Below are 14,354 nucleotides of genomic sequence, written 5' to 3'. Positions count from 1 at the left end.
GGGTGGGGACACCGGCCCCCACCCCTCATCGTCTCTATCAGGCCGTCTTTACGACATCGTCGTACGCGAGCCGGGGGTTGCGGTCGAACCAGGCGCCCTCGCCCGGCTTGCCGATGTTCACCACGGCCAGCACCTTGTGGTCGCCCTCGCCGAAGAACTCCTTCTCGATGCCGGTCGCGTCGAAGCCGGTCATCGGGCCGGCGGCCAGGCCGGCCGCGCGCACGCCCAGGATGAAGTAGCCCACCTGCAGCGCGGCGTTGAACTGCGCCGTGTTGGCGCGGGCGGCGTCGTCGCCGGTGAACCAGTCGCGGATGCCGGGGGCGTGCGGGAACAGGTCGGGCAGCCGGTCGTGGAAGTTCGTGTCGGCGGCCAGGATCGCCACCAGCGGGGCCTTGCCGGTCTTCGCCTTGTTGCCGTCGGCCATCTGCTCGACCAGGCGCTCGCGGGCCTGCTCGGACCGCACCAGCACCACCCGCAGCGGCTGCATGTTGAGCGAGGTCGGCGCGTACTTGACCAGGTCGTAGATCGCCCGCACCTGCTCGTCGGTCACCGGCTCGTCGGTGAAGGTGTTGGCGGTGCGTGCGCTGCGGAACAGCAGGTCCTGCGCGTGGTTGTCGAGAACGAGCGACATTGTCTTTCCTCCGAAGTCGGTCTGGCTGGGTCAGCCACCTGTCACCAACTTTGGTGAAACTTCAACTATTTCGCAAGCAGCAACGCTGTGGCGTACCCGACAGCCCGAAGCCGCCTTGATCAGCGGATTTGCCAGGCAGATGGGTGTATCCACGCGCAAGATACGGCCAGGTGCCGGGCAAGCCGGGTGATCGAGGCCGTCACGGCCGGCCGAAGACGTCGTGCGAGCCGATACGTCGCCAGATGATGTGCGGGCCGGGACGTCCGGGCAGCTCCGGGCCGTACTGGAAGGTTGCCCGTCCGTCGGGTGCCCAGGTCAGCTGGTCGTGGATCGGCATCAGGCGTCGTCCAGAGAGGCCAGGAACTCTTCGTCACTGTCGAATCGGGTGTACCGGCCGGCCACGAGGTCGGCGTCGGCCTCGGCTTCGCGCGCCTGCCACTGCGGGGAGTGAAACCACTCCTGGTCGCGGGGCACGAGAGCGGCCGGGGTGAGCACGATGCTGCCGTCGCGGACGGAGACGATCACCTGGTCGCCTTCTTCCAGCCGCAACTGGTCGCGCACCGCCTGGGGAATGGTCACGCCGCCCTTGGCGCGCACGACCGCCGTGAGGGCGCGTGCACGGGCGGCGCGCCGGTCGGCGCGGGTGCCCGGCACGCGGTGCTCGGCGTCGGAGTCGTGCTGGGCATCGCTCATTCCAAAAGTCTGACAGATGGAAAGTCTGTTCGTAAGGCGGCGAGAAAATGCCCCGACCCCGGAGGCGGCCGGGGTCGGGGCGGGAAGGGACCGAAGGTCAGACGCCCGCGTGGGCAAGGCTGGGGGCCTGGGTGACCAGGACGCGGCGGCGCAGGTAGCACCACCAGGTGACGGCCAGGCAGGTGCCGTACATCACGGCGAACCAGCCGAAGGCGGTGCCGATGCCGCCGGTGGCGTTGATCGAGTCGCTGATGGCCCTGGGCAGGTAGAAGCCGCCCAGCGCGCCGACCGCGCCGGCGATGCCCAGCGTGGCCGCCGACTCCCGCTTCGCGGTGACCAGGTCCTTCGATGTGGCCGCGAAGATCGCCGGGATCATGCGGTACGTCGACCCGTTGCCCGCGCCGGCCGCCGTGAACAGCAGCAGGAACGCGCCGAGGAAGCCGGCCATGCTCTTCGCCTGCACCGCCGCGATCACGCCGTACGAGCCGATGCCCATGATCACGAAGCAGGCCGCGGTGACCCTGGCCCCGCCGACCTTGTCCGACAGCCAGCCGCCGAACGGGCGGGCCAGCGAGCCGACCAGCGGGCCGGTGAAGGCCAGGGTGATCGTCGCCGCACCCAGGTGGGCGGTCGGGGCCTGCGGGAACTGCAGCTTGAGCACGAGCGGGAAGGCGGCCGAGTAGCCCAGGAACGAGCCGAAGGTGCCGATGTAGAGGAAGGACATGATCCAGGTGTGCGCCCGCTTGACCGTGGCGAACTGGGCCTTCAGCGGCGACTTCGCCACTTCGAGGTTGTTCATGAACAGGCGGGCGCAGAGCGCGGCGGCCAGCACCAGCGGCAGCCACATCAGCCCGCCGTACACCAGGCCGAACGACAGGGCGATCGGCACCACCAGCTGCATCACGCTGATGCCGAGGTTGCCGCCGGCGGCGTTGAGGCCGAGCGCGACGCCCTTCTCCTTCTCCGGGTAGAAGAAGGAGATGTTGGTCATGGAGGAGGCGAAGTTGCCGCCGCCGAGGCCGGCCGTCGCGGCGATGAGCAGCACCGCCCAGTACGGCGGCTTGGCCGTGACCGCGAACACCATGCCCGTGATCGGGATCAGCAGCAGCAGTGCGCTGATCATGGTCCAGGTGCGCCCGCCGAACCGGGTCACCGCGAAGGTGTACGGGATGCGCATCAGCGCCCCGATCAGGTTCGGCAGCGCGACCAGCCAGAACTTCTGGTCGACGGTGAACGGGAAGGCGGTGGCCGGCATCGCCACCACCACGACGCTCCAGAGCGTCCACACGGAGAAGCCCAGGTGCTCGGCGAAGATGGAGAAGACCAGGTTCCGCCGGGCGACTCGGCGGCCGGTGGAGGCCCAGAACTGCGGGTCCTCGGGGTCCCAGTTGCTGATCGCGGCGGGCTTCGATGCCGGCGGCGCAGGCGCGATGGCGGTCATGACCAGCAAATTACGAACATGTGATTGCGATGATGTTCCGATGCTCGTACCCGTGGTGTGAACCCTGCCGCACCGCGCGGCCTCGATCGCTGTGAGCTGGCGTGGGGAAACCGGACATCGAACGGCATACCACAGGGTAAGCAGGCCGTTTTGACCTCGCCGGGAGGCACCGGGTATCGTTAGCGGCTGTTGTGCGAGAGGTGGCGCCGAGCCGGTAGTCCTGATGCTCAGGTAGGCTTGTCGTTCGCGCGCCGGTCCGTTTGCGACCGGCCGGCATCGCAGAATCCGTTGGTCGTGGGCAGGTTCGCCCGCGGTCACACAGACCTACGACGAGACAAGGTAGACCTGTGCGTACGTACAGCCCGAAGCCGGGTGAGATCGAGCGTCAGTGGCACGTTATCGACGCTTCTGACGTCGTGCTGGGCCGGCTCGCCACCCACACCGCCAACCTCCTGCGCGGTAAGCACAAGCCGACTTTCGCGCCGCACGTCGACACCGGCGACTTTGTGGTCATCATCAACGCCGGCAAGGTTGCCCTCACCGGCAACAAGCGCGCGACCAAGATCGCTTACCGGCACTCCGGCTTCCCCGGTGGCCTGAAGCAGGTGGGCTACGACGAGCTGCTCACCAAGCGCCCCGAGAAGGCGATCGAGCTGGCCGTCAAGGGCATGATCCCCCACAACAAGCTGGGCCGTCAGATTCTGTCGAAGCTGAAGGTCTACGCTGGCGCGGAGCACCCGCACGCGGCTCAGCAGCCGGTGCCGTTCGAGATCAAGCAGATCGCGCAGTGAGCGCGGACGAAGGAATCACCATGACCGACACTTCCGTGCCGACCCAGGCCGTGGTCGAGGCTGAGGCTGAGGCCTCGGTCGCCGTTGCTGCCAAGCCGGCCACCCCGAAGTTCAAGGGCGACCGCCCGATCCAGACCGTTGGCCGGCGCAAGCAGGCCGTCGTCCGGGTGCGTCTGATCCCGGGCACCGGCAAGATCACCTGCAACGGCCGGGAGCTGGAGAAGTACCTCCCCAGCAAGGTCGCGCAGCAGTCGGTGCGGGAGCCGCTCGTGCTCGCGGAGAAGGGCGAGACCCTCGACGTCGTCGCCAACCTGCGTGGCGGCGGCATCAGCGGTCAGGCCGGCGCGCTGCGCCTGGCGATCGCGCGCGCCCTGTGCGAGCTCGACATCGACGACCGCCCGGCGCTGAAGAAGGCCGGCTTCCTCACCCGTGACGCCCGCGTCACCGAGAGCAAGAAGTACGGTCTCAAGAAGGCCCGTAAGGCCCCGCAGTACTCCAAGCGTTGATCGCTGTCTTCTGATCGGCCGGGCACGCTCCTGCTTCACGGCGGGATGGCGTGCCCGGCCTTTCGACTTTGGCCCCCCACCCGTGGGCCGGTCGTCTCGAACCCCTCCTTTCGCACCCCACAGAAAGGGCCACCCGGATGGCACGCCTTTTCGGCACCGACGGCGTACGCGGTCTGGCCAACGCGGACCTCAGCCCCGAGCTCGCACTCTCGCTGGCCGTCGCCGCGGCGCACACCCTGCCCGACCCTGACCGTGAGCAGCCGCCGCTGGTGGTGGTCGGCCGCGACCCCCGGGCCAGCGGCGAGATGCTGGAGGCGGCCGTGGTCGCGGGCCTGGCCAGCGCCGGGGCCAACGTGGTGCGGGTCGGCGTGCTGCCGACGCCCGGCGTGGCATACCTGACCGCCGAGGTGCGGGCCGACTTCGGCGTGATGATCTCCGCCAGCCACAACCCGATGCCGGACAACGGCATCAAGTTCTTCGCCGCCGGTGGGCACAAGCTGACCGACGAGCAGGAGGACAACATCGAGGCCGCGCTCGGCGCGACCTGGACGCGTCCCACCGGGGCGCAGGTCGGGCGGGTGCACGACCTGCTGGACGGGGCCGAGCACTACACCACGCACCTGGTGCAGGCGACCGGCCACCCGCTCGCCGGGCTCAAGGTCGTCGTCGACTGCGCGCACGGCGCGGCCAGCGACGTGGCACCGGAGGCGTTCCGCGAGGCCGGAGCCGAGGTGATCGCCATCAACGCCGAGCCCGACGGTCTCAACATCAACGACGAGTGCGGCGCGACCCACCTGGGCCCGCTGAAGGCGGCCGTGGTCGAGCACGGCGCGCACCTGGGCATCGCGGTCGACGGCGACGCCGACCGGTGCCTGGCGGTCGACGCGTCCGGGGCCGAGGTGGACGGCGACCAGATCATGGCGATCCTCGCGCTGGCCATGCGCGACGAGGGCGCGCTGGCCAACGACACCCTGGTCGCGACGGTCATGAGCAACCTCGGGCTGCGCATCGCCATGCGCGAGGCGGGCATCACCCTGGTCGAGACCAAGGTCGGCGACCGGTACGTGCTGGAGGAGCTGCGCGCCGGCGGCTTCAGCCTGGGCGGGGAGCAGAGCGGCCACGTCGTCTTCACCGAGCACGCGACCACGGGTGACGGTGTGCTGACGGGCCTGCGCCTGCTGGCCCGGGTGGCGCAGACCGGCAAGCCGCTGGCCGAGCTGGCCGCCGTGGTGAACCGGCTGCCGCAGGTGCTGATCAACGTGCGGGTGGCCGACAAGGCCGTGGCCCGGGCGCCGGAGATCCTGGCCGCGGTCGCCGCGGCCGAGGCGCAGCTGCACGGCACCGGGCGGGTGCTGCTGCGCCCGTCGGGCACCGAGCAGCTGGTCCGCGTGATGGTCGAGGCCGGGAGCGAGGACATCGCGCAGAAGATCGCCGAGGACATCGCCGCCGACGTACGGGCGGCCAGCCCGGCGGTGTGAGCACCGGCAAGACAGGAAAAGGGCGTCCCCGCGGCTGCGGGGACGCCCTTTCTCGTTCCGTGGTGTCAGCCGGCCACGAACACGCTGATGCAGGTGGCCGAGCTGCCCGAGCCGTCCCGCTTCTGCCGCTCGGTGCCGTCGACGGAGATGGAGCAGCCGGTCACGTTCCCGTCGCCGCCCGGCGCGCTGAAAGCGATCACCGACAGGCCGAACGAGTCGCTGTTCAGGGTGAAGTTCTTGGTCCACGGCAGGGCGACCGTCTCGGTCTGCGTGTTGCCGGGGCCCTCCGAGTACGTGATCAGCGCCTGTCCGGTGCCCTCGACGGCGTAGCGCACCGAGTGCGAGCCGGTCGCGTCGCCGGTCGCCACGCCGACGCTCGGGATCATGTTCGGCAGGTCCTCGATCGCCTCGTTCGCCTTGTAGACCAGGTAGTAGCCGCCGACGCCGCAGACCGCGCACAGCAGTAGCACGACACCGAGGATGATGCCGACGATCATGCCGGTCTTGCTCTTCTTCGGCGGCTGCACCGGCGAGCCGTATCCCGCAGCGCTGTACGCCGGAGGCTGGTTGGGGTTGTACGGCGGCGGCGGGGGCTGGTTCGGGTTGTACGCCGGGGGCTGCGCCTGGTTCGGGTCGTACGGAGGGGGATAGCTCATGCCTTCTTCTCCTGGCTGCGCTCGTTAGGCGGGGGAGGCGGCGCGTCGGGCCGGGGGACCCGCGCTGCTCACTCACCCGCGGATGGTAGGCCCCGCGCGCTCACCGGCGGCATGCGGTGGCAGCAATCCGTCACTTATCGGGCAGGCCGAGGTCCGTCCAGGTTGCAATCAAACGCGGTGCGTGATTGACCGGGTTCTGAACATGCAATGTGAGCGAAACTCCGCTAAGGTAACGGGCATGTGCGGGATCGTGGGATACGTGGGCGGCCAGCAGGCGCTCGGAGTGGTGTTGGACGGGCTGCGGCGGCTGGAATACCGGGGTTACGACTCCGCCGGCGTCGCCGTGCTGGCGGACAGCCGGCTGCTGCTGGCCAAGAAGGCCGGCAAGCTGTCGAATCTGGAGAAGATGCTGGCCGAGGCCGCCGAGACGGACCTGCGCGCGGGGACCACGGGCATCGGTCACACCCGCTGGGCCACCCACGGCGGTCCCACCGATCGCAACGCGCACCCGCACCTGTCGGCCGACGGCCGCATCGCGGTGATCCACAACGGCATTATCGAGAACTTCGCGAAGCTGCGGGCCGAATTGCAGGCCGAAGGCATCGAGTTCGCCAGCGACACCGACACCGAGTGCGTCGCGCACCTGCTGGCCGCCGAGCTGGCCGGCATCGCGGGCAGCCCGCAGGCGCTCGCCGACGCGATGCGCCGGGTCTGCGGCCGCCTGGAGGGCGCGTTCACCCTGCTCGCCGTCGACGCGCAGGCGCCCGGCGCGGTGGTCGGCGCGCGCCGCAACTCCCCGCTGGTGGTGGGCCGCGGCAACGGCGAGAACTTCATGGCCAGCGACGTCAGCGCGTTCATCGAGCACACCCGCGATGCGATCGAGCTGGGCCAGGACCAGGTCGTGCTGATCACCGCCGACGCCATCGAGATCACCGACTTCTTCGGCAACCCCGCCGAGGGCCGCGACTACCACGTGGACTGGGACGCCCGCGCCGCCGAGAAGGACGGCCACGCCTGGTTCATGCTCAAGGAGATCGCCGAGCAGCCGCAGGCCGTGGCCGACACGCTGCGCGGCCGCATCGGCGAGACCGGCGAGATCATGCTCGACGAGGTCCGGCTCACCGACCAGGACCTGCGCGACGTCGACAAGGTCTTCATCGTCTCCTGCGGCACGTCGTACCACGCCGGGCTGGTCGCCAAGTACGCGATCGAGCACTGGACGCGCATCCCGTGCGAGGTCGAGCTGGCCAGCGAGTTCCGCTACCGCGACCCGGTGCTCGACCGGTCCACGCTGGTCGTGGTCATCTCGCAGTCCGGCGAGACCATGGACACGCTGATGGCGCTGCGGCACGCCAAGGAGCAGAAGGCCCGGGTGCTGGCCATCTGCAACACCAACGGCTCCACCATCCCGCGCGAGTCCGACGCCGTGCTCTACACCCACGGTGGCCCCGAGATCGCCGTCGCCTCCACCAAGGCGTTCCTGACCCAGCTCGCCGCCTGCTTCCTGGTCGGCCTGCACCTGGCCCAGGTGCGCGGCGTGAAGTACGCCGACGAGGTGGCCGCGGTCGTCGCGCAGCTGCAGGAGATGCCCGGCAAGATCGAGAAGGTGCTGGCGGGCATGGACCCGGTCCGGGAGCTGGGCCGCGAGCTGGCCGAGGCCAAGGCGACCACGGTGCTGTTCATCGGCCGCCACGTCGGCTACCCGGTGGCGCTGGAGGGCGCGCTGAAGCTCAAGGAGCTGGCGTACATGCACGCCGAGGGCTTCGCCGCGGGCGAGCTCAAGCACGGCCCGATCGCGCTGATCGGTGGCCCGTCCGAGGACCCGGTGTCGGGCACGCCCGTCGGCCACGGCACCCCGGTGGTCTGCATCGTGCCCTCGCCGGCCGGGCGCGGCCTGCTGCACGACAAGATCGTCAGCAACATCCAGGAGGTGCGGGCCCGTGGCGCGCACACCATCGTCATCGCGGAGGAGGGCGACGAGGCCGTCGTCCCGTACGCCGACGTGCTGGTGCGGGTGCCGCGTACGCCCACGCTGCTGGCCCCGTTCGTGACCACCGTGCCGCTGCAGGTGCTCGCCGCGGCGATCGCCGACGCCCGCGGCCACGACGTCGACCAGCCCCGCAACCTGGCCAAGTCCGTCACCGTCGAGTAGCCGCACCAGACGGCCCCGGCAGCCCGCTGTTCGCGGCGGGCTGCCGGGGCCGTCTGCTACCCGGCTGCCCCGGGCGGCGCTCCGCGACCGGAACGCGGCCCGCGGCGGCACCGAGCCGTCGCCGGCCGCGGCCCGTCACGGCACGGCGTCGGCGGTGGCCGTACGCACCCTCACCGCGTGGGGCTGGTCGCCGTTCCGGACTCGCCGGTCACGATCTCGGCCATGGTCTGCAAGGCCGGGCTGTGCTCGTCGAAGTAGAGGCCGTGCGCGTGGAACGGGTCCGTGCCCCGGCTGGACGGGAACACCCGCGCGCCGAACTGCTCCGACGACGGGTCGACGCCGTGCCACAGGTCGGCGTTGCCGCGCACCACCGCGTCCACGGTCGAGCCGGCGAACATGTAGGCCGGCCCGCCGAGAGCGCTCAGCGCCAGCTCGCCCTTCGAGGGCGCGTTCAGCACGATGTCGTTGGGGGACGTGGACGCCCACACGTGCCCCGGACGTGCCAGCTCGGCCGCGCTGCCCACACCCATGCCGGGGCTGCCCAGCGCGACGATCTCGTCGGCGGCGACCGTGCCGTCCCGCTCGGCGACCCCGACCGTGAGGCTGCCGTACGAGTGGCCGATCAGGCTCAGGTGCGCGGGTTCGCCCTCGTGCGAGGCGACCAGCCCGGCCTGGAACGCGCCGAGGTCGCCGCGCGCGGCCAGCGCGGCGCGCTCGCTCGCCGCGTCGAGCCCGTCGGGCGGGTCGTATCCCAGCCACATCACCGTTGCCGTCGTGGCCCCCGGAGCCAGCGCCGCGGCCCGTGCCTGCAACGCGGCGGCCCGGTCCACCTCGACGGCGAACCCGTCCAGCGAGGTGCCCACACCCGGCACGTAGGTGGCCACGTGGTCGCCGGCGTCGGGGTCGCCGAAGGCCACCACCAGCCGGCCGTCCCCGCTCGGATCAAGCCGCAGCAGGTACGCCCGCGGGTCGGTCTGGTCGAGCCGCGCCGCCAGGCCGGTCAGCTCGGTCAGCCGCTGCTGCGCGCCCGGTGCCGGCGGGTGGGCCGCGGCGGCGTCGCGCAGCCGGTCCAGCTCCCGGTCGAGCAGCTCGCGGTTGGCGCGGTCGCGCACCGCCGCGGGCACCCCGTCGAGCCTGCCCAGCTCCTCCGGACGCATAGCCACCAGCCAGGCCCGCTCGGTCTCGGTCAGCCCGGCCCACCAGCGCGCGACGTCCGCCGGCGTGCCGCTCGCGGGCAGCGGCACGGGGGTGCCGGACCACGCCTGCGCGGCCGCCTTGGCCAGCGCGGTCAGGCGGCGGGCGGTGTCCTCGTCGCCGGCCCTCGCCTCCCGCACCACCGCGTCGATCTCGGCGGAGACCCGCACCGCCAGCGCCACGTCGGACGCCCCGGGAGCCGGGACGCCGAACGGAACCAGGCGCGCCGCGCGGCCCGGCGCATCCCCGGCCCACCCGGCGAGCCCCGCCGGAACGCTGCCCCGACCACCACCCGTACCAGCAGGGACGTCGCCCTGACCGCCGGCCGTGCCGGCCGGGACGCTGCCCCGAGCACCGCCCGCAGCTGCCGGCAGGCTGCCCTGACCGCCGGACAGACCGGGTGGGCCGCCCCGCGGGATGTCGGGGACGACGACGCTCACGTGCCCGTCCGCGGACACCTGCACGGCGGTGCCGCGTACCGCGGACAGCGCCTCGGCGAGCCGCCGCTGCAGCAACCGGATGCGCTCGGCGTGCCGCCACAGCAGCTGGTCGACCTCCAACAGCGCGGGCGGGGCGGTGCCGAGCCGCCGGACCAGGGCCGCCCCGGACTCGCGGGCCGCGACGGCCGCCGTGCCGCCGTGCCAGACCTGCCCCTGCCGGGTGAGCCCAGACGACAGCTCGTCGTGGTGGTCGTCCAGCGCCCGGCTCAGCCGCCGCCAGGCGACGGCGCTGTCGACCCAGCGTGCGGGATCGGCGGCGAGCAGCATCGCGTACGAGACGGTCATCGGCGCTCACCCACCGCGGCGATCCTGCGCGCGAGCCCCGAGTCGCGGTCGGCGTAACTCGCCCCGGCCAGGCACAGCCGTTGCCCGAAGACGCCCAGGTCCTCGGAGAAGCCGGCCAGGCACGCGCCCACCTCGTGGGCCAGCCGGACCTGCGCCCCGCTCGTCGCCCAGCCCGACGGCCCGCTGGTGAGCCCGTTGGCGTACGGCACCTCGCGCGCGACCGCGTCGGCCAGCCGCTGCAGCCCGCCACCCAGTCTGATCAGCTCGTCCGGCTCGACGCGCACCGGCTCGGGCACTGTCCCGGAAGGATTCTCGGCATCCATACCGTCGATGCTTCCCGCCCCGCGCCGCCTCCGGCCAGCCTTGTGGATAACTCGGAGCCCGCTTGCCCACAGGTTGTCCACAGCCCTTGTCCACAGGTGACCGCCCTGGTAGGGAGCCTGTGGACAAGCGGGTCAGCCGCTGTGCACCAGGCGGCCGGCCACCCAGGTCAGTTCGGCGCGGGCCGCCCCGATCTCGGACGGCGGCCCCGCGAACGGGTCCCGGTCCAGCACGGTCAGGTCGGCGCGCCGGCCGGGCGCGATCCGCCCCGCGTCATCGAAGTGGTTCACGTACGCCGACCCGGCCGTGTACGCCGCCAGCGCCGTGTCCAGGTCGATCGCCTGCTCGGGGCCGAGCGGCGGCTCGTCGAACCGGTAGCCGACCCGGTTCACCGCGACGTGGATCGCGCGCATCGGGTCGGGGTCGGACACCGGCCAGTCGCTGCCCGCGGCCAGCCGGCCGCCGCCGCGGTGCACCGCCCCGAACGGGTACTGCCAGGTCGCGCGCTCCGCGCCGAGGAACGGGATGGTCAGCTCGTCCATCGCCGGCTCGTGCGCGGCCCACAGGGCCTGCATGGTGACGGTCAGCCCGAGCCGTGCGAAGCGGGGGACGTCGGCGGGGTGTACGACCTGGACGTGCGCCACGTGGTGGCGCAACGGCGAACCGGCCACGCGCTCCACCGCGTCCAGCACCTCCCGGGTGGCCCGGTCGCCGATGGCATGGAAGTGGACCTGGAAACCGGCCGCGTCCAGCGCCGACACCACCTCGGTCAGGTGGCCCGGCTCGACCCGGGAGATGCCGCGGCGGTCGGTGGCGCAGCCGCAGCCGTCCAGGTAGGGCTCGATCATCGCGGCGGTGAAGTTCTCCGCCACCCCGTCCTGCATGATCTTGACGGTCTCGGCCCGGAAGTTCGCCCCGCCCGCGGTCCGCGCCCGCTCCCGGCGCGCCCGATGCTCGTCGAGCTGCTCCAGGCCACGCGACGGCTCCCACCACAGCGCGCCGCGTACCCGCGCGGTCAGCAGCCCCGCGGCGTCCGCCGCCAGGTAGGCCTCGAACGCGTCCGGCCAGCCGCCGTAGTCGCCCAGGATCGCGTCCTGCCAGGCCGTCACACCCAGCGCGTGCAGCCGGGACTGGGCCAGCAGCAGCGCCCGCCGGATCTCGGCCGCGTCCGGCCGCGGGGCCACGCCGCTGACCAGCTCCATCGCGCTCTCGTGCAGCACTCCGGTGGGCTCGCCGGCGGTGTCGCGCTCGATCCGGCCGCCCTCCGGGTCCGGCGTGTGCCGGTCGATCCCGGCCAGCGCCAGCGCGCGGGAGTTGCACCAGGCGCTGTGCGCGTCGCGTACGGCCAGGTAGACCGGGCGGTCCGGGACCACCCGGTCGAGCATGGCCCGGTCCGGCTGACCGCCGCCGAAGGCGTCGTACGACCAGCCCGCGCCCATGACCCAGGCCTGGTCGGGATGGGCCTGGGCATACCTGGCCACCTCGCCCAGGTAACCCGCCGCGTCGTGCTGCTCGGTCAGCTCGCAGCGCAGCAGGTTCAGCCCGGCGAACACCGGGTGCACGTGCGCGTCCTGGAAACCCGGCAGCAGCAGCCGCCCGGCCAGGTCCACCACCTTGGTACGCCCGGTGATCAGCTCTTTCATCTCGGCGTCGGAGCCGACCGCGGCGATCACACCGCCGTGCACGGCCACCGCGGTCGCGCCCGGCGACCCGTACACGTTGCCGGAGCGAAGTACCAGATCCACACCTGAGACCTTAAGGTCAACACGTGATTGTCTCGGTGGGCAACGACGTCGTCCTGGTCGACCGTTTCGCAGCGGCGCTGCGGCGTACCCCGATGCTGACCGAGCGCCTGTTCACCGAGGCGGAGCGCACCACCCGCAGCGGCAACCCGCGCTCACCCGAGTCGCTGGCGGCCCGGTTCGCGGCCAAGGAGGCCGTCGCCAAGGCGCTCGGCGCGCCGGCCGGGATGCAGTGGCACGACTGCGAGATCGTCGTCGACGCCGACGGCCGGCCCTGGCTGACCGTCTCCGGCACCGTCGCCGCCGTCGCCGCCGAGCGCGGCGTCGAGCGCTGGCACCTGTCCCTGTCCCACGACGGCGGCATCGCCTCCGCCGTGGTCATCGCCGAAGCGGGCCGGTGAGCGGGGTTCGGCCACGGACGGCGGGCACGGCACGCGAGACTCAGGCACAGACGAGCGAACGGAGTTCGGCGCATGAGGTCGGTCTACCGGGTGGCGCAGGTGCGGGCTGCCGAGTCCGCGCTGATGGCGGCGCTACCCTCGGGCACGCTGATGCAGCGGGCGGCCGCGGGGCTCGCCCGCCGCTGCGCGGTCACCCTGCGCGGGCTCGGCGGGGTGTACGCCTCCCGGGTGGTGCTCCTGGTCGGCCCCGGTGACAACGGCGGCGACGCGCTCTTCGCGGGAGCGCTGCTGGCGCGGCAGGGCGTCCAGGTCGGGGCGCTGCTGAGCGACCCCGCACGGGCCCACGCCGAGGGCCTGGCCGCGCTGCGCGGCGCGGGCGGCCGGGTGCTGGCCGACTGGCCGAAACGGGTCGACCTGGTCGTCGACGGGCTGCTCGGCATCGGCGCGACCGGCGCGCTGCGCGGCACCGCGCTGACGCTCGCCGAGCAGCTCACAGCGCTGACCACGCGCCCGCCGGTGATCGCGGTCGACGTGCCGTCCGGGGTCGCCGTGGACACCGGCGACGTGCCCGGCACCGCGATCCGCGCCGACGTCACCGTCGCCTTCGGCTGCCTCAAGCCCGCGCACGTCGTCGGCCCGGCCGCGGTCCTGGCCGGGCAGGTTGAACTGGTCGACATCGGCCTCGTCCCGCACCTGCTCGGCGACCCCGCGCTGCGCGTCGCGGACACCGCCGACATCGCCGCCTGGTGGCCGCAGCCCGGACCGGTCTCGGACAAGTACACCCGCGGCGTCGTCGGCGTGGCCACCGGCTCGGCCGGCTACCCCGGCGCGGCCCTGCTCTCCCTGTCCGGCGCGCTGGCCGGACCGGCCGGACTGGTCCGCTACGCCGGGTCGGCGCACGAGATCGTGGTGCCCGCGCATCCCAGCGTCATCGCCGCGCCGCGGCTGGCCGAGGCGGGACGCGTGCAGGCCTGGGTCTGCGGCAGCGGCCTGGGCACCGACGAGCGGGCCGCGGCCGAGGTGCGGGGCGTGCTGGCGGCACCGCTGCCCGCGCTGCTCGACGCGGACGCGATCACCCTGCTCGTCGACGGCTCCATGGCGAACGAGCTGCGCAGCCGGGACGCGCCGACGGTGCTCACCCCGCACGACCGGGAGTACGCCCGGCTCGCCGGCCAGGACCCCGGCCCGGACCGGGTCGCGGCCGCCCAGAAACTCGCCTCGTGGACCCGCTCGGTGGTGCTGCTCAAGGGCGACCGCACCGTCGTGGCCGGACCGTCCGGCGAGGCCTGGGTCAACCCGACCGGCACCCCCGCGCTGGCCACCGGCGGCACCGGCGACGTGCTGTCCGGCCTGCTCGGCTCACTGCTCGCGGCGGGCCTGCCCGCGATCCGCGCGGCGGTCGCCGCGGCCTACGTACACGGCCTCGCGGCCCGCATCGCCGCCGAATCCGGCCCGGTCACCGCCGTCGACGTCGCCGCCGCCCTCCGCACCGCCGTGGCCTCCCTCACCCGCACCCCCACGGGCACCGCCCCCGTCCGCCCCACCTGACCCGCCGCCGCCCGC

The 14,354-nt window shown here is 72.7% G+C and carries 14 protein-coding genes; 6 read left to right on the top strand and 8 right to left on the bottom strand.

What is annotated here, in order from left to right:
• Positions 1-37: 37 nt before the first annotated feature.
• From Cco03nite_RS12345 to Cco03nite_RS12330, 4 genes are all read right to left on the bottom strand, one after another.
• A complete protein-coding gene (locus Cco03nite_RS12345) occupies positions 38-631 on the bottom strand; it encodes a malonic semialdehyde reductase (RefSeq protein ID WP_203692194.1) in 594 nt (197 codons plus the stop codon).
• Positions 632-830: 199 nt separating this feature from the next.
• Positions 831-968 carry a hypothetical protein gene (locus tag Cco03nite_RS12340; protein WP_203692193.1) on the bottom strand — a complete coding sequence of 46 codons (138 nt, stop codon included), beginning with the start codon at positions 966-968 and terminating at the stop codon, positions 831-833.
• Complete coding sequence (locus Cco03nite_RS12335) at positions 968-1,324, bottom strand: AbrB/MazE/SpoVT family DNA-binding domain-containing protein (protein WP_203692192.1); 357 nt, start codon at positions 1,322-1,324, stop codon at positions 968-970. Before Cco03nite_RS12335 ends, Cco03nite_RS12340 begins: the two co-directional genes overlap by 1 nt.
• Before the next feature lie 97 nt (positions 1,325-1,421).
• Entirely contained in the window at positions 1,422-2,765 is a 1,344-nt protein-coding gene (locus tag Cco03nite_RS12330) for an MFS transporter (RefSeq protein ID WP_203692191.1), read from the bottom strand.
• Positions 2,766-3,112: 347 nt separating this feature from the next.
• Here Cco03nite_RS12330 and rplM point away from each other — a divergent pair, with 347 nt between their 5' ends.
• From rplM to glmM, 3 genes are all read left to right on the top strand, one after another.
• Positions 3,113-3,556 carry a 50S ribosomal protein L13 gene (gene rplM, locus Cco03nite_RS12325; RefSeq protein WP_203692190.1) on the top strand — a complete coding sequence of 148 codons (444 nt, stop codon included), beginning with the start codon at positions 3,113-3,115 and terminating at the stop codon, positions 3,554-3,556.
• A gap of 20 nt (positions 3,557-3,576) precedes the next feature.
• Complete coding sequence (gene rpsI / locus Cco03nite_RS12320) at positions 3,577-4,062, top strand: 30S ribosomal protein S9 (RefSeq protein ID WP_203692189.1); 486 nt, start codon at positions 3,577-3,579, stop codon at positions 4,060-4,062.
• A gap of 137 nt (positions 4,063-4,199) precedes the next feature.
• On the top strand, positions 4,200-5,540 hold the full coding sequence (glmM, locus tag Cco03nite_RS12315) for a phosphoglucosamine mutase (RefSeq protein ID WP_203692188.1): 1,341 nt from the start codon (positions 4,200-4,202) through the stop codon (positions 5,538-5,540).
• A gap of 65 nt (positions 5,541-5,605) precedes the next feature.
• Here glmM and Cco03nite_RS12310 read toward each other — a convergent pair whose 3' ends face one another.
• On the bottom strand, positions 5,606-6,196 hold the full coding sequence (locus Cco03nite_RS12310; RefSeq protein ID WP_203692187.1) for a hypothetical protein: 591 nt from the start codon (positions 6,194-6,196) through the stop codon (positions 5,606-5,608).
• A gap of 238 nt (positions 6,197-6,434) precedes the next feature.
• On the opposite strand from Cco03nite_RS12310, the gene glmS reads away from it, so the two are divergent.
• Entirely contained in the window at positions 6,435-8,348 is a 1,914-nt protein-coding gene (gene glmS / locus Cco03nite_RS12305) for a glutamine--fructose-6-phosphate transaminase (isomerizing) (RefSeq protein WP_203692186.1), read from the top strand.
• A 170-nt stretch (positions 8,349-8,518) separates the two neighbouring features.
• Here glmS and Cco03nite_RS12300 read toward each other — a convergent pair whose 3' ends face one another.
• The 3 genes from Cco03nite_RS12300 to Cco03nite_RS12290 form a co-directional block, all read right to left on the bottom strand.
• Positions 8,519-10,327: an alpha/beta hydrolase gene (locus Cco03nite_RS12300; protein ID WP_203692185.1), complete on the bottom strand. Its 1,809-nt coding sequence runs from the start codon at positions 10,325-10,327 to the stop codon at positions 8,519-8,521.
• Positions 10,324-10,650: a hypothetical protein gene (locus Cco03nite_RS12295; protein WP_203692184.1), complete on the bottom strand. Its 327-nt coding sequence runs from the start codon at positions 10,648-10,650 to the stop codon at positions 10,324-10,326. The genes Cco03nite_RS12300 and Cco03nite_RS12295 overlap by 4 nt, the downstream gene beginning before the upstream one ends.
• A gap of 132 nt (positions 10,651-10,782) precedes the next feature.
• Positions 10,783-12,393: an amidohydrolase gene (locus Cco03nite_RS12290; RefSeq protein WP_203692183.1), complete on the bottom strand. Its 1,611-nt coding sequence runs from the start codon at positions 12,391-12,393 to the stop codon at positions 10,783-10,785.
• Positions 12,394-12,416: 23 nt separating this feature from the next.
• On the opposite strand from Cco03nite_RS12290, the gene Cco03nite_RS12285 reads away from it, so the two are divergent.
• Both Cco03nite_RS12285 and Cco03nite_RS12280 read left to right on the top strand, forming a co-directional pair.
• Positions 12,417-12,791: a holo-ACP synthase gene (locus tag Cco03nite_RS12285; RefSeq protein ID WP_203692182.1), complete on the top strand. Its 375-nt coding sequence runs from the start codon at positions 12,417-12,419 to the stop codon at positions 12,789-12,791.
• Between the two features lie 72 nt (positions 12,792-12,863).
• Complete coding sequence (locus Cco03nite_RS12280) at positions 12,864-14,339, top strand: NAD(P)H-hydrate dehydratase (protein WP_203692181.1); 1,476 nt, start codon at positions 12,864-12,866, stop codon at positions 14,337-14,339.
• Positions 14,340-14,354 lie beyond the last annotated feature (15 nt).

It is taken from the genome of Catellatospora coxensis, assembly GCF_016862635.1.
Lineage (GTDB): Bacteria > Actinomycetota > Actinomycetes > Mycobacteriales > Micromonosporaceae > Catellatospora > Catellatospora coxensis.
The sequence above is the reverse complement of the archived record's forward strand: the minus strand, read 5'-3'. Positions and strand labels throughout refer to the sequence as shown.